Here is a 19,485-nt window from a genome sequence, read left to right on the forward strand (position 1 = left end):
ACGGGCGGCGCGACGGAGGGGGCGGGGGGAGGAGCGGCAACCGCCCCTCCCCCCGCCTCGGTCCGCCTCGGTCCGCCTACAGTCTCGGGTCCACCGGCTCCGACTCCAGCGCCAGCACCGCGAAGACCGCCTCATGCACCCGCCACAGCGGTTCGCCCTCCGCCAGTCGGTCGAGCGCCTCCAGGCCGAGCGCGTACTCCCGCAGGGCCAGCGAACGCTTGTGCCCCAGATGGCGTATGCGCAGACGCCTGAGATTGTCCGGGCGGGTGTACTCCGGACCGTAGATGATCCGCAGGTACTCGCGGCCACGGCACTTGACGCCCGGCTGGACCAGCCGCCCGTCCGCCGTCCGTACCAGCGCCTGTACCGGCTTGACCACCATGCCCTCACCGCCGTCCGCGGTCAGATCCAGCCACCACTGGACACCGGCCGCGACCGACGCCTCGTCCTCGGTGTCGACGAGGATGCGCCGGGTCGTGGCGAGCAGCCCCGGGCGGTCCCGCCCACCGGCCCGTGGCGCGGCACCGTCCCGGGACGTCACCGCGTCCTCGGCCGCGACGATCCGGTCGATCAGCGCCAGCTGTTCGGTGTGTGCCAGCCCCGCGAGGCTGCGCCCCTGCACCGCGAGGATCTGGAACGGCGCGAGCCGGACGCCCTCCAGGTCGCCGAGCCCGCCGGACGGTTCGGCCGCGGCCGCTGCCGTGCCGCCGCCCGCCACATCCGCCCCGGCCGCCGGCCCCTCCGCCGTGCCTTCCGCCGTCCCGACGCGCCAGCAGTAGCGCCGGTACGCCTCGGTGAACGCCGCGGCGTCCGCCGCCCGGTCGCGCTGCCGATCGAGCAGCGGCCCCACCTCGACACCGCGGGCGGCGGCCGCCTCCAGCGCACCGAGCACGCTCGGGAAGGCCGCGCCGGACGCCGCGCCGACCGCGGCGTACTGCTTGCGCAGCAGGCCCGTCGCCTTCAGGGACCACGGCATCAACTCCGCGTCCAGCAGCAGCCAGTCCGTCTCCAGCTCCGCCCAGAGGCCGGCCTCCTCGACGCACGCCCCGATCCGCCGCAGGATCCGCTCGGTCGTCTCCGGGTCGTCGAAGAACGGCCGGCCGGTGCGGGTGTACAGGGCGCCCGACACGCCCTTGGGAACGCCGAAGCGCTCGCCGGCCACCGACTCGTCGCGGCACACCAGGACCACCGCACGCGATCCCATGTGCTTCTCCTCGCACACCACTTCGCGTACGCCGTCCGCCCGGTATCCGGCGAACGCTTCCACCGGGTGCTCCAGGAAGCCCTCGTCACCGGCTCCCTCACGGGTCTGCCCCGTCGAGGTCGCGCAGGGCGCCATCGTCGGCGGGAGGTACGGCAGCAGCCGCGGGTCGATGGCGAAGCGGCTCATGACCTCCAGCGCGGCCGCGGCGTTCTCCTCCCTGACCGCGAGCCGGCCCATGTGGCGGGTTTCCACGATCCGTCGGCCGGCCACGTCCTCCAGGTCGAGGGGACGGCCGTCCGCCCCGCCCGGTGCCTCCGTGGCGAGCGGCTTCGCGGGCTCGTACCAGACCTGCTCCGCCGGTACGTCCACCAGCTCGCGCTCCGGCCAGCGCAGCGCGGTCATCGCGCCGCCGAAGACGCAGCCGGTGTCCAGGCAGATCGTGTTGTTGAGCCAGGTGGCCCGCGGGGTGGGCGTGTGGCCGTAGACGACGGCGGCGCGGCCTCGGTAGTCCTCGGCCCACGGGTAGCGCACCGGCAGGCCGAACTCGTCGGTCTCGCCGGTCGTGTCGCCGTACATCGCGAAGGACCGCACCCGGCCGGACGTCCGGCCGTGGTACTTCTCCGGCAGCCCGGCGTGGCACACCACCAGCCCGCCGCCGTCCAGGACGTAGTGGCTGACCAGGCCGTGGACGAACGCCCCCGCCTCGGCGCGGAAGGCGTCGTCCTCCGCCCCCAGCTGCGCGACGGTCTCGGCGAGCCCGTGGGTGTGCTGGACCTTGCGGCCCTTGAGGTAGCGGCCGAGCTTGTTCTCGTGGTTGCCGGACACGCACAGCGCGTGCCCGGCCCCGACCATGCCCATCACCAGGCGCAGCACTCCGGGGCTGTCCGGTCCGCGGTCGACGAGGTCGCCGACGAAGACGGCCGTGCGGCCCTGCGGGTGCGCCGCGTCCACGGCCCTGCCGAGCTCGTCGCGCACCAGCGCATAGCCGAGCCTGCCGAGCAGCGTCTCCAGTTCGGAACGGCACCCGTGGATGTCGCCGATGATGTCGAACGGGCCGGTCAGATGGCGCAGGTCGTTGAACCGCCGCTCCAGGACGACTTCGGCGGACTCCACCTCCGCCTGGCCGCGCAGCACGTGCACCTTGCGAAAGCCCTCGCGCTCCAAGTGCCGCAGGGAGCGGCGCAGTTCGCGCTGGTGACGCTGGATGACACGGCGCGGGAGCCCGGCTCGGTCGGCACGCGCCGCGTTGCGCTCGGCGCAGACCTGCTCGGGCACGTCCAGCACGATCGCCACCGGCAGTACGTCGTGCTCCCGGGCCAGCCGCACCAGCTGGGCCCGCGCCTCGGGCTGCACGTTGGTGGCGTCGACGACCGTCAGCCGCCCGGCCGCGAGCCGCTTGCCCGCGACGAAGTGCAGCACCTCGAACGCATCACCGCTCGCGCTCTGGTCGTTCTCGTCATCGCTGACCAGCCCCCGGCAGAAGTCCGAGGAGATCACCTCGGTCGGCTTGAAGTGCCGGGCGGCGAAGGTGGACTTACCGGAGCCGGTGGCCCCGATCAGCACCACCAGCGAGAGGTCGGGCACGCCGAGCGTGCGCCGCACCGCCTCCCCGCTGTCCCCGTGCCCGTGCGCCTTCCCGTCCTGGGACTCCGTACGATCCGCGTCCGTCATGCCGCGACCTCCTCCCCACTCACCGAACCATCGTCACTACGCGCACCATTGCCCTGTGCGCCGTCATTACGTGCACCACTGCCACGTGCACCGCCGTTACGGCCGCCGCTGTTACGGCCGCTGCTGTTACGGCCGCTGCCACCTGCTCCCTTGCCGTCATCGCCGTCGTCGCCGGAGATGCGGAAGTGCGCGAGCTGGGTGGGTGGGCCCACCTCCGGGTCGTCCGGCCCCACCGGGCCGAAGACCACCTCGTATCCGTGCCGCGCGGCAACCTCCTGCGCCCACTGCCGGAACTCCTCGCGGGTCCACTCGAAGCGATGGTCCGCATGCCGCACATGGCCGGCCGGCAGCGACTCCCAGCGCACGTTGTACTCGACGTTCGGTGTCGTCACCACCACCGTCCGTGGCCTGGCCCAGCCGAACACCGCGTACTCCAGGGCCGGCAGTCGCGCGGGATCGACATGCTCGACGACCTCGCTCAGCACCGCCGCGTCGTACCCCTTCAGCCGGCTGTCCGTGTAGGCCAGCGACCCTTGCACGAGCCGTACGCGCTCGGCCTGCCGCTCGGACATCCGGTCCAGCCGCAGCCGGCGTCGCGCCTCGTGCAGCGCCCGCATCGACACGTCCACGCCGACGACCTCGGTGAACTGTCCTTCCTTGAGCAGCGCACCGACCAACTGGCCCTGTCCGCAGCCCAGATCGAGCACCCGTGCCACCTGCTCCCCGCGCAGTACGGTGAGAATCGCCTCCCGCCGCTGTACGGCGAGCGGCACCGGCTTCTCCTCGGTATCCGCCTCCTCGTCCACCGCGTTGTCCACCTCCTCGGCCGCCACCCCGTCCGACTCGGCCAGCCGCTCCAGCTCCAGCCGCTCCATGGCCTGGCGCGTCAGCGACCAGCGTCGTGCGAGATAGCGTCCGACGATCACCCGCTGCTCCGGGTGGTCCTCCAGCCAGCCCTCGCCGGCCCGCAGCAGCTTGTCGACCTCGTCCGGCGCGACCCAGTAGTGCTTGGCGTCGTCCAGCACCGGCAGCAGCACATACAGATGCCGCAGCGCCTCGGCGACCGTCCGCTCGCCCTCCAGGACAAGCCGGACGTAGCGGGAGTCGCCCCACTCCGGGAACGTCTCGTCCAACGGCACCGGCTCGGCCAGCACCGTCCAGCCCAGCGGCTGGAACAGCTTGCGCACCAGCTCCGCACCGCCCCGGGCGGGCAGCACCGGCACCTCGACGCGCAACCGCATCGCCCGCGCCACCAGCTCGGGCCGCGCCGTGCACTGCCCCTTCATCGCGCTCGCGAAGACGCTTCGCAGCGCCACCGCCAGCAACGAGGAGGCCGCGTACGGCCGGTCGTTCACATACTGCCCGAGCGCCGAGTCCGGAGCGCCGCCACGGCCCTTCCCCCGGCCCCGGCGGACCAGGGCGATGGGATCGACCTCCAACACCAGTGCGGCCGTGCACCGTTCCGCATCCGCCTCCGGGTAGAGGACGTGTGCGGTGCCGTGCGACGTCGAGAACTGCTGCGACCTGTCCGGATGCTTGTGCAGCAGAAACCCGAGGTCGGTCGCGGGACGGTCGGCGCTGCCGGTGGTGGTTATCGTCAGGAACACGCGTCCGAGTATTGCCGCAATCCGTCCCGATTCCCCACCGGTTTTCCCACAGCACCGCCCACCACCCCGGCCCCGATAGGCCCGGCCCGGCCGGCCTCGCCGGCCCGGGCCCGACTCGCTTCACCTCACCTCACCTCGCCCCAGCTCCCCTCCCCCCTCCCCTCCCCTCCCCTCCCCTCCCCTCACCTCACCTCCCCTCCCCTCACCTCCCCTCCCCTCACCTCACCTCACCTCACCTCACCTGCGACTGGACCTGCTCCGAGATCAGCTCAAGGTGGTCGAGATCATCGAGGTCCAGGATCTGCAGGTAGACACGGGAGGCACCGACGGCGGCATAGCGCCCGATCTTGTCGACCACCTCGGCGGGCGAGCCCGCCAGGCCGTTGGCCTTCAGTTCGTCCACGTTCCGCCCGATGGCCGCGGCGCGGCGTGCCACCTCGGCGTCGTCCTTGCCGACACAGGCGACGAGGGCATTGGAGTAGACCAGCTCATCCCCTTTCCGCCCGGCGGCTTCGGCGGCCGCCCGCACCCGTCCGAACTGGGCTTCAGTGTCCTTGAGCGAGGCGAAGGGAATGTTGAACTCATCGGCGAACTGCGCCGCAAGGCGCGGGGTGCGCGTCTTACCGTGTCCACCGATCAGCACCGGCACCTTGCCCTGAGCGGGCTTGGGCAGCGCGGGCGACTTCTCCAGCTGGTAGTAGGTCCCGTGGTAGTTGAACTCCCTCCCTGCGTCTGTGTCCCACAGGCCGGTGATGACTTCCAGCTGTTCCTCCATTCGCGCGAACTTCTCCCTGGGGAAGGGGATGCCGTACGCCTTGTGCTCCTCCTCGAACCAGCCCGCGCCAAGGCCGAGTTCGACCCGTCCGCCGGACATCTGGTCGACCTGCGCGACCTGGATGGCCAGGACGCCCGGCAACCGGAAGGTGCCGGCCGTCATGAGTGTGCCGAGCCGGATGCGCCGGGTCTCACGGGCGAGGCCGGCCAGTGTGATCCAGGCGTCCGTCGGGCCGGGCAGCCCGTCGACGTTGCCCATGCTCAGGTAGTGGTCGGACCGGAAGAACGCGTCGAAGCCGAGATCTTCCGTGGCCTTGGCGACCGTCAGAAGGGTGTCGTAGGAAGCCCCCTGCTGGGGCTCGGTGAAGATTCGTAGGTCCATACCTCCATCCTGCACACCGAACGGCAAACCAACCGTTAGGTGTGTCGAGGCATCAAGTCGCTACGTCAGTTTGGGTCAGAGCTGGTCAGGGCCGAGTGAATGTGGGTCAGCCTCTGTCACGGCGACGGTGCGGGCGGCGCGGGCGGCGCGCATCGATCATCGACGCGGGGTGGCGCGACATGGCAGGACATGGCATGGCACGTTTGGGCCCAGTGCGTTAGTGCGGCTGCGCGGGCACGAAGGCGGCGATCACTGGCATCACTGGCATCACTGGCATCAGTGGCAGATGAAACGGAAAGCGCAAGCAGCCGCGCGGTGGCAGTGGCAGTGGCAGTGGCAGTGGCAGTGGCAGTGGGGAAGGTAAGCACGGCGGTGGGCCTACCGCCACCTGTCGGCGGGCGTGACGTCGCACCGTCGGCGTGCTGGGCGTGAGCATTCGTGTCTTGTCCGGTCCCCGCTCAGGCCGGGTTCCGGTCACGCACCTCCAGCTTCTCCAGGATTCCGGCGACGCGATCCCTCGATTCGTCGACCGTGTCCATGGCCTCGACACAGGTCCAGTACGCTCCCTCCTCGTCCGCGAGCAACACCACTCCCACCAGCGCCTCGCACACTTCTCGCAAGAGCCGGCTCAGGCTCGTTAAGGCGACTCTGGCATCGCGCACCTCGGTCAGCTGAGCCGCTCGCAAGCCGCCGGTGACCGATGCCGGGCACAGCAGTCCCCCGCTGAACCGCCCGCCCGCGTCGCCCAGACTCTGAGCCCTGGACCGTACTTCGTACGGCCCGAATATCGCGAGATGGCTTCCTATCGCCTCCGCCAACGCTTGCGCCTGCCACGCCTCGACGATCACGTCCTGGACCGTCGTCGCCTCCACCAGCCCGCGCCGACCGGCCGCGATGATCCGCACCGCATCCATCCGTTCCCCTCCTTCCCGCTCCATTCGCATGCACCCTGCACTTCTTCCACTACCCAGAGTGAGGGTGAACGCCCAAAAAAGCCAGGGGAATTCGCAAATCTGTGGACAACCAAGGCGTTGTGGAGAGATCAATCACTCCGGAGAGTGACGATTGGCGGGTGCGGGCCCTTCGCCCTCCCCTCTCGCCACAGCACCCCCACCTCTCACACGACGGACATAAGTCACGGAAAACGCCCGAACGGCCTGAATCGTCGCGCCGGTACGGACCGAACGAGCCCGGAGCCCGCCGTGATGAAAAGGCGGGGGTGGGAACGCATGCCGCTCCCACCCCCGCGCCGCCCCGGCTCCGCCCGGCGCCCCCTACTGCGCCGCGACGACTCCGCTCCCTACTCCTCGTCCTCCCGCGGCCGGTCCGGCCGTGCCCTGCGGACCGCGGGGAATCGCGACTCGTTGCGCTCGATCTTCGCGGCGAGCGCCGCCAGGGCGTCGATCCCCAGCGCCTCGCAGAACTGCAGCAGATACGCCAGCACGTCCGCGACCTCGTCCTCGACCCGGCCGGCCGCCCGCGGATCGGACATCACCTTCGCCGACTCGTCCGGTGTCAACCACTGGAAGATCTCGACGAGTTCCGCCGCCTCGACGCTCAGCGCCGCGGCCAGGTTCTTGGGGGTGTGGTACTGCTGCCAGTCCCGGGCGGCCGCGAATTCGGCCAGCCGTCGCTGCAGCGCGTGAAGATCCTCGCTCATGTCCCTAGGTGTAGCACCTGTACACCGGGCAGCCCCTCGGCGACCGACGGATCCCGCACCGTCCCCAGCAACCGGACATGTCCCCGATCCGCCATGCGGACGGCCAGCGACACCAGCTCACGGGCCTGCCTGCGGTCCATGCAGCGGTCCATGCCGTCCGCCATCACCGTCATCTGCTGCTGGGCCGACGGGACCTCCCCGGCCGGGTCCATCGCCAGCACCCCCGGCCCGGTGAGCAGTACCAGCGCCAGCGCCAGAAAACGCAGCTCCCCGTCACCGAGCTGCTCGACGGGCATCTCCCCCAGGGCACCCCGGTCAAGGACGGCCCGTACGCCCGGCTCCCACGCCTCCTGCCCCTTGTGCTGAACGGCCGCCGGTCCGCCTCGGCCGGGCGCCGACGGGGCGGCGGCCGCCCCCTCCGCCACGGCGCCCGCCTGACGCGGCACGGCGCGCAGCCCGTCGACCGGCCCCGTACAGGCCTCCCTTACGGCCGCGACCAGCACCGCGTGCCGCCGCGCGCACTCGCGGCTCGTGCGCTCCAAGACCGCGGGCAGGTTGTCGCAGGACGACCGCAACCGCCCCTCGTCCTCCTCCCCGTCCCGGCCCCAGCCACCGGCCTCGCCGCCCCCTCCACTCCCCCTGCGCCCCCGTGTGCCCCCGCCGGCTTTGGTCGCACAGCTTCCCGCGCTCCCCGCCCGGCCGCCCCGGGCCCCGCCTCCCCGCCCCGCGGCGCCGTCCGGACCCCGTCCACCCCAATCGCCGCCCCCGCTCGTCTCGCCCGCACGGGCCTCCCGCATGGCCTCCGGTCGGGGGTCGCACACGAACGCCGACCGGAGCGCCACCACGACCTGTTCGGCCGCGGCCAGGACCAGCCGCTGGCCTTCCGTCTTCCCCGCCACGCGCAGCGGCAGCAGCGACGTGCCCAGCCGGTCGTCGGGCAGCGGAGCGCGGGTCACGGCAGTCGCGCCCGCGGTGTGCCAGGCCGCCTGGACCGCGGGACGGGTGGGGTCGGTGAGCGCGGTGGTCAGCAACGTCTCGCCGCCGCCGGTCAACCGCTCGCCGACGATGCGCAGTTCGGGCTCGGCCTGTACGGCGAGATCGAGGCTGACCGGACCGGCCGGGCCGTCGACCGTGCAGCCGATGCGGAACCCGCGCCGTCCCTGTCCGTCGGGGCGTGCTCCCGCCGGCACACAGGCCGACGGGCCGCCCACCACCTCCTGTACGGCACGTGCGAGCGGCTCCCCGCTACCGAGCCGGGCGAGCATCTCGTACGCCTGCAGCACACTGGACTTGCCGCTTCCGCTCTCGCCGCTCAGCAGCGTCAGCGGGCCGAGCGGCAGGGTGACGCCGCGATGGGTCTTGAAGGCGGACAGCCGTAACTCGGTGACGGCCGGCCGCACACTGTCGGTATTCATGCGTGGACGCTATGCAGCAGCCCGGCCGGAGAACCGTTACGCCCGACAGCTCTTCCTACGAACGGGGGACGGCCCCCGTTGCGGCCTCGTCGACCTCGGTGCCCACCGGGGCGAGCAGGAAGACGTTGGTGTCCACGCGGTGCATCCCGCTGCCGAGCCCGAAGACGACGCCGCTGGAGAAGTCCAGGATGCGCTTGGCGACATCGGTGTCCGCGCTGCTGAGGTCCAGCAGGACCGGGATCTGCGCCATCAAGTACTCGGCGACCTCACGGGCGTCCGCGAAGGTCTGGACGCGGATGACGATGAACCGCCGCATCTCCTCCGCCGGCTCGTCCTCGGGGAGGGCGCGGTGGTCGGGCCAGGAAGGCCATCCACTGCTGCTGCGGAGCGGGACGACCTCGGCGAGCCCTTCCCACTGCTCGTCGGTGGCATCGGGGCCGTTCACCGAATCACCTCACCCAGAGGAGCGCTGGCTATCTGCGGTATCTGCATCGCACGATTCTAGAGATAAACATACAAAGCCTGATGGACGCGACACACGCCGCGCCGCGCCCGTTCCATCCTGCACCATGCCCCCTGACCTGTGCTGACATCCTCGACAGATATCCTGCGTCGAGATTCTGTGTGCCCGTTCATCCCCCCTTGTCACGGAGGTCGGTTCTGTCGTGAGCACTGAACCTCCCGGTCGCCGGCCACGCGGCCTGCGCGGCCTGCGCAAACCCGCGAAGAAGAAGGGGGCCGCCGCGCCCCCGCCCGCCGAGCCCGCCGACGGCACCGAAGCCCCCGAACCGTCGACCGAGAACAACAGCAGCATCATCAGCGCCGCCCTGTACCGGGACGGACACCGCGTCAGCACCCACGACACCCTCGCCGACGCCTTCCGCCAGCAGCGCGCCACCGCCGACACCCTGGCCTGGATCGGTCTGCACCGGCCCACCCCGTCCGAACTGGTCACCCTGGCCTCGGAGTTCGATCTCCACCCGCTCGCCGTCGAGGACGCCCTGGAGGCCCATCAGCGCCCCAAACTGGAGCGCTACGGCGGCACCCTCTTCGTCGTACTGCGCGCCGCGCGCTATCTGGACGACCCCGAAGAGGTCGACTTCGGCGAGCTGCACATCTTCGTCGGCCGCGACTTCGTGATCACCGTCCGGCACGGCGGCGCCCCCGACGTGTCAGCGGTGCGCCGCCGCATGGAGGACACCCCCGAACTCCTCAAGCGCGGTCCCGAAGCCGTGCTCTACGCCATCCTCGACGCGGTCGTCGACGGCTACGCACCCGTCGTCGCCGGCGTCCAGAACGACATCGACGAGATCGAGACCGAGGTCTTCGGCGGCGATCCCCGGGTCTCCCGCCGCATCTACGAACTCTCCCGCGAGGTGGTGGAGTTCCAGCGCGCGACCCGCCCCCTCAACACCATGCTGGAGAGCCTCACCGCCGGCTTCGAGAAGTACGCGATCGACGCGGAGCTCCGCCGCTATCTGCGCGACGTGGCCGACCACGTACTGCACACCACGGAGCGTGTGGACGGGTTCCGGCAGGCCCTGCAGGACATCCTCACCGTCAACGCGACGCTGGTGAACCAACAGCAGAACGCCGAGATGCGCGCCCTGGCGGAGGCCGGCTTCGAACAGAACGAGGAGATCAAGAAGATCTCCGCGTGGGCGGCGATCCTGTTTGCACCCACATTGGTGGGAACGATCTACGGCATGAACTTCGACAGCATGCCGGAGTTGCACTGGGCGGGTGGCTACCCGTTCGCGATCCTGCTGATGGCCGTGGTGTGCACAAGCCTGTACGTGGTCTTCAAGAAGCGCGACTGGCTATAGAACACGACGCCACACCGCTGATTATCTTCATGCCTGCGCACACCTCTGAGAGGTCGCGGCAACCGTCTGGGGAGAATCTGGGGAGAATGCGCACACGGCCCGCCTTCTGTCCGGTTTGATGTCCCGCCGCAACCGGTACCGGTGCCGGCGCACCGCGGCGGCGGTGGTCTTGAGCCGCTCGGCGATCCGGGAGTCGTCGTGGCCCTCGGGGGCGAGTAGCACGACCGCCCGGGACTCGGCGGAACGCTATGGCGCGGTCGCGGCGGGCGACGTGCCCTTGCCGGCGGGCGAGAGCCTCGAATCACCCCCCGGCGGGTGCAGTGATTCGTACTGCAGCTCTCAGTACTCCGTCGAGCCCCTCGGGGCGCGGCATCGCGGTAGCGTCGGGTGACGTGGCGTCAATGGCCCCAAGGGGAGGGGAAGGTGCGTCGAAGGTCGACCGGGTGCGGTGGGCGGGTGAGCGGCCGGCCGGTGTCCGCGGTGCTGCCCCCGTTGCTGCGCGCGTGGCTCGGGGTGATCGCGGCTCTCGCCGCGCTGGTGGTCGTCGTGCTCGGGGTCCTGTATGCCGATGCCGGCGAGCCCGGCAGGGTGGACGCGCGGATCTGGGCGGCGGTGGACGGTGTGGGGCCGCCGTGGCGGTATGTCGCTCTGGCGACGGACTTCTTGGGGGAGCCCGTGGGAGCGGCGACGCTGGTCGTGGCCGCCGTGGCGGGCTGCCTGCTGCTTCGGTGTCCTCGTGCGGCGGTGCTCCTCGTTGCCGGTGCCGGCATGACCGTGGGGACGGCGACGGTGCTCAAGCACCTGGTGGGCCGCACCATCCACGGCGACGACAACCTGTCCTACCCGAGCGGGCACACCGCCTTCCTCACCGCGCTCGCCCTCATGGTGGCGCTGCTCGTGACGGGGCAGCTCGGGCTCGGCCGGGCGGCCGGGATGCTCCTCGTGCTCACCGCGGCGCTGGTTGCCGGCGCCCTCATGGGCTGGTCGCAGGTCACCCTGGGCGCGCACTATCCGACCGACGCCCTCGGCGGCTGGTGCACCGCGCTGGCGGTGGTACCGGCGACCGCGTGGCTGGTCGACCGGATGGCCGTGCGGGTGACCGATCGGCTGGGTGAGCGGATGGCCGACGGGCTTGGTGAGCGAACGGCCGACGACGGTCGGCGGGAGCGTGGCTGACGTCACGTCAGGTTTCAGGTGACGTGACGTCATGTCACGGCATGCGGCGGAATACCGGCTTCACCGGCCGTCCGGCCAGCCAGGGGGTGGGGTCACCGGCGTCCAGTGCCTTCCGGTACACCGCGCATGCCTGGGCCACCACGTCGACGGTGTGATCGATGTCGGCGTCGCTGAGCGCGCTGCTCACCACGAACGACGGGGCCAGCACTCCGCCCGCGAGGAGACGGCGCAGGAACAGGGTGCGGTACTGCTGCGAGGGCTGCCGGTTCTCGTCGAGGGTGGCGAAGACCAGGTTGCTGGCCCGGCCCCGGACGACGAGGTGGTCGCCGACGCCCATGCCGGCCGCGGCGTCGCGGACACCGGCGGCCAGCCGCTCGCCGAGGGTGTGCAGCCGTGCGGTGACGCCCTCCTCGACGTAGGTGGTCTGCACGGCCATCGCGGCTGCCAGGGAGTGCGTTTCCGCGCCGTGCGTGGTGGACAGCAGGAACACCCGGTCGTGGGAGTGGCGCAGCCCGCCTCGCTCCATGAGAGCGCGGCGCCCGGCCAGTGCGGAGACGGCGAACCCGTTGCCCAGCGCCTTGCCGAACGTGGAGAGGTCGGGGACGACGCCGTACAGGCCCTGGGCGCCCGCCTCGGACCAGCGGAAGCCGGTGATCATCTCGTCGAAGATCAGTACGCAGCCGTGCCGGTCGGCCAGTTCGCGGAGGCCCTTGAGGTATCCGGGCGGGGGCTCGGTGTGGGTGGCGGGTTCGAGGATCAGGCAGGCGACCTCGTCCTGATAGCGGGTCAGGAGCTCCTCCGTGGCGGGCAAGTCCCCGTACGGGAACGGCACGGTGAGGTCGGTGGTCGCCGTCGGGATGCCGGCGGACATCGGTGTGGTGCCGATGAACCAGTCGTCGACGGAGAAGAAGGGATGGTCTGCGCAGAGGGCGACCCGCGGGCGCCCGGTGACCGCGCGGGCGAGGCGGACGGCGGCGGTGGTGGCGTCGGAGCCGTTCTTCGCGAACTTCACCATCTCGGCGGTCGGCACCGTGGCCAGGAAGCGTTCCGCGGCCTCGGCCTCCACGATGGACGGCCGGACGAAGTTGCTGCCGCGGTCGAGTTCCCGTCGCACCGCCTCTAGCACGCGTGGGTGGGCGTGGCCGAGGCTGACCGATCGCAGGCCGGAGCCGTACTCGAGGTAGCGGTTGCCGTCGATGTCCCACACGTGGGCACCGCGGCCGTGGCTGATGACCGGGGCCAGGTTCTCGGGGTACTGGTCGTCGCCCTTGGCGTAGGTGTGCGCGCCGCCGGGGATCAGGGCGTGCAGTCGTTCGTTCGCCGCCCGTGACCGGGGGAGGCTGAACTCTTCGGTGTCCATGGCGACTTCAGCTCTCTTTCTGCTTCAGGGCTTCGGCGAGGCTCGGTGCCTCCCGGTCCCGCTGGGACATCGAGGTGGGCGGAAGCGGCCAGGGAATGGCGAGCTCCGGGTCGTCGAAGCGAATCGTCACGTCCTCGGTCGGATCGTGCGGGCGGTCGATCTTGTACGAGGTGTCGGCGGTTTCGGTCAGCGCCTGGAAGCCGTGGGCGCATCCCGCCGGGATGTACAGGGTCGTCTGTGTCTCGCCGGACAGCTCGAAGGAGGCCCGGCCCAGGTAGGTCGGCGAGTCCGGCCGCAGGTCCACGACGACGTCGAAGATCTTCCCGTACGAGCAGCGCACGAGTTTGGCCTCGCCGGCGCCGGAGCGCAGGTGCAGGCCGCGCAGCACGCCCCGGACCGAGCGGGACACGCTGTCCTGGATGAAGGCGTCCGGGTCGAGGCCCACCGAGCGGATCACGTCGGCGTCGAAGGTGCGGCAGAAGAAACCGCGTTCGTCGGCGTACGGGGTCGGCTCGAAGAGGTATGCGCCGTCGATCGCCGGGACTGCGGTCGCTTTCATGGAGCCTCCCGGATGGTGCGGGCGTGGGCATGGGCAGGGGTGGTCGCCGGGAACAGGGCCGCGGTCAGGGCGGTGAACTGTCGCTCCAGGCGCCGGGCGGCGGTCAGGTTCCGCTGGGTGAGGGTCCGCCGCAGCTCCGCCGATCGCCGCTCCAGCGCCCGGAACTGCACGAGCAGCCGGTCGGCGTCGACCTCGCGGGCCGGGTGGCAGTACGCGGCAAGGCCCATCTGAGCCATGAGCGCGTCGCTCTTGGCCGCATAGCTGAGTGCGAGCGTGGGCGTGCCGACCTTCAGCGCGCAGATCAGGTTGTGGTAGCGGGTCGCCACCACGGTGTCGGCGGCCGCCATCTCCTTCATCAGGTCGGCCAGTGAGAACGTCTCGGCAGCGGTGACCAGCGGCGAGTCCACCGCGTCGAGGATCGCGGCGACCACCGGCGCATCGCACTCGTCGCCGGTGAGCAGCCGCACCGGCCTGCCGTCCTCGACCAGCGTACGGACGAAGCGGGTGGTCCCGTCGAGGTAGCGGCGGTGGATCTCCTCGGCCCGGGCGCGGTCGTCATTGCCGCCGTGGAAGGCCATGACGCCGACGCAGACCGGGCCCGGCCGACTCGGTACAGGCGCCGAGGGCGCTTCCCCAAGCTCTCCGACAAGCTCCGAGCAGGGGATAGCCCCTTCCCGCGGTGTCGGCAGGGCGAAGGCGAGGTCCGGGTAGACCTCGTCGCGTGCGGTGTCCACGCCCATCTCCCGCATCGCGTCGCGGGACGGGGCGTCCCGGTACGACCGGTACGCGGCCAGCCGCGCCGACCAGCGCACCAGGGCCCGGGTCGACCGGTTGCCGATCGGGGCGGCGCCGACGCCGACCAGCGCGACCCGGGTGCCCAGCAGCCAACCGGATGCGCAGAGCAGGAACAGCGCGTACGGGAAGCCCCACGGCCGCAGTGGCAGCGTGGCCTCCAGGACGCCCATGCCCGGCACGATCACCACGTCGTGCCGGCGCACCCAGACGGCGGTGCGGACGGCGTCGACGAGTTTGCCCAACCCCTTCGCCGCGATCGCGCCCGCGCGCGACGCGGTCCGGTACTCCCCGCGGTACCAGTGCAGCCGCGTCGCGGGGATCCCGTACCGGGCCGCGACGACCTCGGGGCCGCCGCACAGCGCGTCGACGACCGCCTCCGGGTGCTCGGCGCGGAGGTAGCCGAGCACGGCCTCCAGCGACCCGTCGTTGCCGAGGTTGCCGGAGCCGAGCAGGCCGAACACCCCGACGCGCACCGGGGTTTCGTCCGCGGACGTCATGCCTGCCCCCCTGTACGGCCCTCACGGCCGGCGACGAGGGCGTCGACGGAGACGGTGAGCAGGGCCGGGTCGGCCGGGGCGCGGTCCTCGACCCGCTCGCCGGCGCCCGGCCGGACCCGGCTGGTCATCCATGCGGCGAGGTGGCGGTAGCAGGCGCGCCGGTCGGCCGGGGACAGCGGCGCCCGCCGGATCGCCGAGGCGAAGCCCCAGACGTACTCGGCGAGCAGCCGGGGCGTCGGGTGCAGCGGGCCGGCCCGGCGCGGGTCCAGGTTGACGCACCGGGAGCGCTTGGACGGGTTCGCCCGCTCGGCGCGGGTGGGGTGGTCGCGGCGGAAGTACAGCAGCTCCGGCACCTGGTGGAAGGGCCCGTGCAGCACGATCTCGGCGACGAACGTGCGGTCCGCGTGGTGGTAGCTGTCGTGCGGCTTCACCCGGCGCAGCATGTCGGCCCGCATCACCCCGTAGAAGTCGTCGCCACCGGGCTCGAACAGGAAGCTGCGGAACCGCTCCGGCGCGTGCGGGGAGGCGGTGGCGAGCCCGTACGCGTACGGGACCTTCACCTGGCCGTCGCCGTCGATGACCGCCTGGCCGGAGTGCGCGAGGACCACGTCCGGCCGCTCGTCCAGCGCCTGAACGCAAGCCCGCAGCAGGTCCCGGGCGTACAGGTCGTCGTGCGAGGCCCACTTGAACAGCTCGCCGCGGCACTGGGTGAACACGTAGTTGTGGTTCGGTGCGGCGCCGATGTTGCGGGGCAGCCGGAGGTAGCGGATGCGCGAGTCCTGCGCGGCGTACTTGCGGCAGATGTCCTTGGTCCCGTCGGTCGAGGCGTTGTCGGTGACGACCAGCTCGAAGTCCTCGTAGGTCTGGCCGAGCAGGGCGTCGAGCGACTCGGCCAGGTACTCCTCGCCGTTGTACACGGGCAGGCCGATGCTCAGCCGGGGATGGCGGGGATGGGCGGTCATGGCGTCGTGGTCCTCACTTCGGGGATGGGGTTCTGGTGGCGCTCGCGCAGGGCGGAGCGCAGCTGCAGCCACCACACGGCCGAGCCGCTGACGGTCGCGGCGGCGACGCCCCAGGCCGAGCCGACCGTGCCGGCCACGGCCGCCCCGCCGAGCCCGCCGATGACGTAACAGGCGGAGGCGAACAGCTGGCTGCGCAGGCTGCGCCGAGCCGCGCCGAGCGCGCGCAGCCCGGCCGCCGCGCCGGTGCCGAGGCCGGCGCCCGCGACGCCGAGCGTGGCCGGCACGATGAGCTGGGAGGCGGAGTGCCAGACGCCGCCGAGTACGAGTTCGCCGCCCCGGTCCGGCATCAGCAGCAGCGCCGCGCCCCAGAGCAGCGCGGCGACGGCCTGCCCGCCGCCCAGCAGGAGGCAGAACGCGCCGAGGCGGTGCGGGGCCCGCCGCAGCACCCGTGCCGCCTCCGCGACGGTGACCAGCGACAGCCCCATCAGCACGGCGAGGAACGGGCCGAGCAGAAGCTCGGCGCCCCGGACCACACCCACCGCGCCGACCCCGACGATCGCGCCGAGCCCGTACGCCCGCAGCTGGCTCGCGCCGCTGGTGCTGACGTTCTCGACCAGGTACCGGTAGCCGAGGTCGCGGTGCTCGCGAAGCCACTCGCGCGCTCCGGACAGCCGGGGCAGGAGTCCCGACTGGAAGCAGCCGTACACCGCGGCCACCGCGGCGGACGCCCCCCAGGCGAGCACGAAAGCGGCCACGGTGCCCACGCGGGCCGCCACCACCATGGCCGGGACGAGCGCGACGCCCCACACGACGTCGTTGACGAACGCCTTTCGCCCGGCTCCGGCGGCGAAGAACGCGAACCGCCAGGCGTCCTGCAGCAGCAGCGCCGGCAGGACGACGCCGAGGCAGACGAACGCGGGCCCCACACGGCCGCCGAGGCCGAGGCCGACCAGCAGGCACACCGCGCCGAGGGCGGTCCCGACGCCGAGCGCGGCACCCGACGACCGGGCCGCCGCCCCGCGCCAGGACGCGTCCGGCACGCCGCTGAAGCGCACCACGAGCGGGTCGGTGGCCAGGCCACGGGCGACGTTGAGCACCACACCGTAGGTCAGCCAGGCCAGGCTGAACACGCCGAACGCGGTCACCCCCAGCGAGCGTGCCACGTAGATCCCCACCGCGAAGTTGGTCATGCTGGAGGCCGCCTGGTCGGCCAGTCCCCAGGACAGCCGGCCGACGATGGCCCGCCTGGCGGTCGCCGCCGTCGGCCTCGTCTTCTCCCCCTCGGTGGTCATCGGCGTCATGCCTTGATCAGCCCGGCGCCGTGCAGGGCGCCGGCCGCGGCGGCGACGGTGGAGAACGGCAGGCCGGACCGCTCGGCGACGTCCAGCAGACTGTGCTCGCCGTCGGAGAGGTTGAGCACCCAGAGCATGGCCATCTGGGCCTGCTTGGCGTCGCTGCGGCCGCCGAGCGAGTCGTACAACCCCCGCCGGCCCAGCTGCGGTTCGCCGTAGGGGCTGAGGTTGACGTACCGCCGGTTGCGGTCCAGCACGGCGCATGCCTCGCGGCAGACGGCGAGGGTGTCCGCCATCGCCTCCGGGGAGACGAAGTCCAGGTTGTCCGCCGAGGTGTGGTACTCGGGGTAGCCGGCGTACGGGGTCCGGGTGAGCGAGCCCACGCCGAGGTCGAACCCTGGCGAGCAGTACTGCCGCTCGTCGTAGCCGTAGGGGGTGAACTCGGTGATGTGGTGCGGGCGTTCGGTGGCGGCGAGCACGTGCCGCATCACCCGGTCGATCTCCGCGTCGCCGCGTCTGCTCTGCTTGTACGTGAGGTCGCCCGGGTCGCCCGCGCAGGCCAGCACGAGGCCGTGCTTGACCCGCTCCACGCGTTCCTTGTTGCGGGCGAGCCAGGTGATCGCGCCGATGGTGCCGGGCGCGAAGATGAACCGGTAGGTGTAGTAGGGGGTCTGCTCGGCCAGGGCGCGGGCCAGGTAGGTTGCGACCGCGATGCCGGCCAGGTTGTCGTTGGCCAGCGACGGGTGACAGACGTGGCAGGAGACGATCACCTCGTCGGCGACCTGGCCGGGGACCACGTGCTCGGCGTAGGTGAGATGGCCGTCGGCGAGGGTGGAGTCGACGCACACCTCGTACTCGCCGTCCGGCATCGCGTCCAGGGTGTCCTGCGCCAGGCAGAACCCCCATTCCGGCTGGTAGTAGCTGGTGCGGTACGGCACCCACGTCGGGTGGTCGGGAAGGGTGTGGAGGTGTGCGCGCAGCTCGGCGAGCGGCATGGTCCGCGACACCGGGACGCTGTAGCCGAGCACGTGCAGGCTGGACGCGGCGAAGTCGACGACCCGGTTCCCGGCGGCGTCGGCGATGTACGCGTCCCTGATGTTCCACTCCTGCGGCACCGTCCAGTCCAGCACCTGGGTTCCGGTCGGTACCTCGTGCACGTCGAGCGGGAGGTGTTCACCGACGAGGGCCAGGGTGGCGCGCACACCGTCGCCCGTGATGCTCCGGCAGAGCGGGTACATCCGCTCCACCAGGGCGTACATCTCCTCGCCTGGCGTGGTCACGGGCGCCACCGCAGGGTGTCGTCGACGGCGCCGGCCTCGGAGGCCGCGCGCAGCACGGCGAGGCGGGTGAAGCGGCGGTCGAAGTCGTCCTTGGTGAGGGCGAACTTCCGGTAGGCGTCGGCGAGTTCGAGGGCGCCCCGCTTGACCGTCCACTCGCAGTCGAAGCCGGGGAGCGCGTCGCGGAACCGGGAGAAGTCCACCCGGTAGGAGCGCGGGTCGGCGCCGTTCTCCCCGGTGATGCGCACCTTCGCGCCGGTCACCGCCTCGGCGACCTGCTCGGCGATCTCGGCGACGGTGACGTTGTTGGTCTCGCTGCCGATGTTGAAGGCCCGGTCGTGGACCGCCTCGCGGGGCGCGGTCAGCGCGGCGGTGAAGGCGCGGGCGATGTCGGCGGCGTGCACGAGCGGACGCCAGGGCGTGCCGTCGGAGAGCACGAGCACCTCGCCGGAGAGCAGGGCGTGGCCCACGAGGTTGTTCAGCACGATGTCGGCGCGCAGCCGGGGCGAGTAGCCGAAGGCGGTGGCGTTGCGCATGGAGACGGGCGTGAAGTCGTCGTCGGCGAGCGCGTGCAGGTCGTCCTCGACGCGCACCTTGGACTCCGCGTACGGGGTCACGGGGCGCAGCGGGGCGTCCTCGCCGACGAGTTCGTCGCCGCCCGCGGCCCCGTACACCGAGCACGTGGACGCGTAGAGGAATCGCTTGACGCCGGCGTCACGGGCGAGGCGGGCCAGGTGGACGGAGGCGTGGTGGTTAATGTCGTAGGTGAGTTCCGGCGCGAGCGAGCCCAGCGGGTCGTTGGAGAGCGCGGCCAGGTGGATGACGGCGTCGACGCCTGCCACGTGCTCGGCGGTGACGTCGCGGAGGTCCACCCGGTGCCCCTGCGGGTCGGCGGGTGTCGGGCCGAGGACGCAGTCGGCGAACAGGCCGGAGTCGAGGCCGACGACGTCGTGTCCTGCGGCCTTGAGGACCGGGGCCATCACGGTGCCCAGGTAGCCCTGGTGTCCGGTCAGTAGTACGCGCAAGGT

16 protein-coding genes are annotated in these 19,485 nt (G+C 71.8%); 2 read left to right on the plus strand and 14 right to left on the minus strand.

Features of this window, described 5'->3' with window-relative positions; all coding sequences use genetic code 11:
- Nucleotides 1-76: 76 nt before the first annotated feature.
- From ACZ5XZ_RS27365 to ACZ5XZ_RS27395, 7 genes are all read right to left on the minus strand, one after another.
- Complete coding sequence (locus ACZ5XZ_RS27365) at nt 77-2,875, minus strand: polynucleotide kinase-phosphatase (protein ID WP_468982611.1); 2,799 nt, start codon at nt 2,873-2,875, stop codon at nt 77-79.
- The gene (locus tag ACZ5XZ_RS27370) at nt 2,872-4,482 is read right to left on the minus strand and encodes a 3' terminal RNA ribose 2'-O-methyltransferase Hen1 (protein ID WP_468982613.1); all 1,611 of its coding nucleotides are present in this window, start codon (nt 4,480-4,482) and stop codon (nt 2,872-2,874) included. Before ACZ5XZ_RS27370 ends, ACZ5XZ_RS27365 begins: the two co-directional genes overlap by 4 nt.
- Nucleotides 4,483-4,714: 232 nt before the next feature.
- Entirely contained in the window at nt 4,715-5,638 is a 924-nt protein-coding gene (locus ACZ5XZ_RS27375; RefSeq protein ID WP_468982616.1) for an LLM class F420-dependent oxidoreductase, read from the minus strand.
- 458 nt (nt 5,639-6,096) lie between these two features.
- Nucleotides 6,097-6,552, minus strand: coding sequence for a DUF6099 family protein (locus ACZ5XZ_RS27380; RefSeq protein ID WP_468982617.1), 456 nt, complete (start codon nt 6,550-6,552; stop codon nt 6,097-6,099).
- 386 nt (nt 6,553-6,938) lie between these two features.
- Complete coding sequence (locus tag ACZ5XZ_RS27385) at nt 6,939-7,298, minus strand: nucleotide pyrophosphohydrolase (protein ID WP_468982620.1); 360 nt, start codon at nt 7,296-7,298, stop codon at nt 6,939-6,941.
- Nucleotides 7,295-8,713, minus strand: a complete 1,419-nt coding sequence (locus ACZ5XZ_RS27390; protein WP_468982622.1) for a biotin transporter BioY — start codon at nt 8,711-8,713, stop codon at nt 7,295-7,297. The genes ACZ5XZ_RS27385 and ACZ5XZ_RS27390 overlap by 4 nt, the downstream gene beginning before the upstream one ends.
- 55 nt (nt 8,714-8,768) lie before the next feature.
- On the minus strand, nt 8,769-9,158 hold the full coding sequence (locus ACZ5XZ_RS27395; RefSeq protein WP_468982624.1) for a cell division protein SepF: 390 nt from the start codon (nt 9,156-9,158) through the stop codon (nt 8,769-8,771).
- Nucleotides 9,159-9,378: 220 nt separating this feature from the next.
- Between ACZ5XZ_RS27395 and ACZ5XZ_RS27400 the strand changes: the two genes are divergently transcribed.
- Both ACZ5XZ_RS27400 and ACZ5XZ_RS27405 read left to right on the plus strand, forming a co-directional pair.
- Entirely contained in the window at nt 9,379-10,539 is a 1,161-nt protein-coding gene (locus tag ACZ5XZ_RS27400; protein ID WP_468982625.1) for a magnesium and cobalt transport protein CorA, read from the plus strand.
- A 456-nt stretch (nt 10,540-10,995) separates the two neighbouring features.
- Nucleotides 10,996-11,715, plus strand: coding sequence for a phosphatase PAP2 family protein (locus ACZ5XZ_RS27405; protein WP_468982627.1), 720 nt, complete (start codon nt 10,996-10,998; stop codon nt 11,713-11,715).
- A 34-nt stretch (nt 11,716-11,749) separates the two neighbouring features.
- Here ACZ5XZ_RS27405 and ACZ5XZ_RS27410 read toward each other — a convergent pair whose 3' ends face one another.
- The 7 genes from ACZ5XZ_RS27410 to ACZ5XZ_RS27440 are packed head-to-tail and all read right to left on the minus strand — an operon-like array spanning nt 11,750 to nt 19,482.
- Nucleotides 11,750-13,075 carry a glutamate-1-semialdehyde 2,1-aminomutase gene (locus tag ACZ5XZ_RS27410; protein WP_468982630.1) on the minus strand — a complete coding sequence of 442 codons (1,326 nt, stop codon included), beginning with the start codon at nt 13,073-13,075 and terminating at the stop codon, nt 11,750-11,752.
- Nucleotides 13,076-13,082: 7 nt separating this feature from the next.
- Nucleotides 13,083-13,634 (minus strand): dTDP-4-dehydrorhamnose 3,5-epimerase, encoded by a 552-nt coding sequence (gene rfbC / locus ACZ5XZ_RS27415; RefSeq protein ID WP_468982631.1) that lies wholly within the window; start codon nt 13,632-13,634, stop codon nt 13,083-13,085.
- Nucleotides 13,631-14,926 carry a polysaccharide pyruvyl transferase family protein gene (locus tag ACZ5XZ_RS27420; protein WP_468982634.1) on the minus strand — a complete coding sequence of 432 codons (1,296 nt, stop codon included), beginning with the start codon at nt 14,924-14,926 and terminating at the stop codon, nt 13,631-13,633. Before ACZ5XZ_RS27420 ends, rfbC begins: the two co-directional genes overlap by 4 nt.
- A complete protein-coding gene (locus ACZ5XZ_RS27425) occupies nt 14,923-15,888 on the minus strand; it encodes a glycosyltransferase family 2 protein (protein WP_468982636.1) in 966 nt (321 codons plus the stop codon). The genes ACZ5XZ_RS27420 and ACZ5XZ_RS27425 overlap by 4 nt, the downstream gene beginning before the upstream one ends.
- Nucleotides 15,885-17,180: a hypothetical protein gene (locus ACZ5XZ_RS27430; protein ID WP_468982752.1), complete on the minus strand. Its 1,296-nt coding sequence runs from the start codon at nt 17,178-17,180 to the stop codon at nt 15,885-15,887. The genes ACZ5XZ_RS27425 and ACZ5XZ_RS27430 overlap by 4 nt, the downstream gene beginning before the upstream one ends.
- Before the next feature lie 5 nt (nt 17,181-17,185).
- Complete coding sequence (locus ACZ5XZ_RS27435; RefSeq protein WP_468982638.1) at nt 17,186-18,469, minus strand: DUF4910 domain-containing protein; 1,284 nt, start codon at nt 18,467-18,469, stop codon at nt 17,186-17,188.
- Complete coding sequence (locus tag ACZ5XZ_RS27440) at nt 18,457-19,482, minus strand: NAD-dependent epimerase/dehydratase family protein (RefSeq protein WP_468982639.1); 1,026 nt, start codon at nt 19,480-19,482, stop codon at nt 18,457-18,459. Before ACZ5XZ_RS27440 ends, ACZ5XZ_RS27435 begins: the two co-directional genes overlap by 13 nt.
- Nucleotides 19,483-19,485: the final 3 nt, after the last annotated feature.

Source organism: Streptomyces sp. NPDC033270 (assembly GCF_055576575.1).

Coding starts and splice junctions, on each gene's coding strand:
- ACZ5XZ_RS27365 (WP_468982611.1), bottom strand. CDS start 2,875: ATGACGGACGCGGATCGTACGGAGTCCCAGGACGGGAAGGCGCACGGG.
- ACZ5XZ_RS27375 (WP_468982616.1), bottom strand. CDS start 5,638: ATGGACCTACGAATCTTCACCGAGCCCCAGCAGGGGGCTTCCTACGAC.
- ACZ5XZ_RS27380 (WP_468982617.1), bottom strand. CDS start 6,552: ATGGATGCGGTGCGGATCATCGCGGCCGGTCGGCGCGGGCTGGTGGAG.
- ACZ5XZ_RS27385 (WP_468982620.1), bottom strand. CDS start 7,298: ATGAGCGAGGATCTTCACGCGCTGCAGCGACGGCTGGCCGAATTCGCG.
- ACZ5XZ_RS27390 (WP_468982622.1), bottom strand. CDS start 8,713: ATGAATACCGACAGTGTGCGGCCGGCCGTCACCGAGTTACGGCTGTCC.
- ACZ5XZ_RS27410 (WP_468982630.1), bottom strand. CDS start 13,075: ATGGACACCGAAGAGTTCAGCCTCCCCCGGTCACGGGCGGCGAACGAA.
- rfbC (WP_468982631.1), bottom strand. CDS start 13,634: ATGAAAGCGACCGCAGTCCCGGCGATCGACGGCGCATACCTCTTCGAG.
- ACZ5XZ_RS27420 (WP_468982634.1), bottom strand. CDS start 14,926: ATGACGTCCGCGGACGAAACCCCGGTGCGCGTCGGGGTGTTCGGCCTG.
- ACZ5XZ_RS27425 (WP_468982636.1), bottom strand. CDS start 15,888: ATGACCGCCCATCCCCGCCATCCCCGGCTGAGCATCGGCCTGCCCGTG.
- ACZ5XZ_RS27430 (WP_468982752.1), bottom strand. CDS start 17,180: ATGACCACCGAGGGGGAGAAGACGAGGCCGACGGCGGCGACCGCCAGG.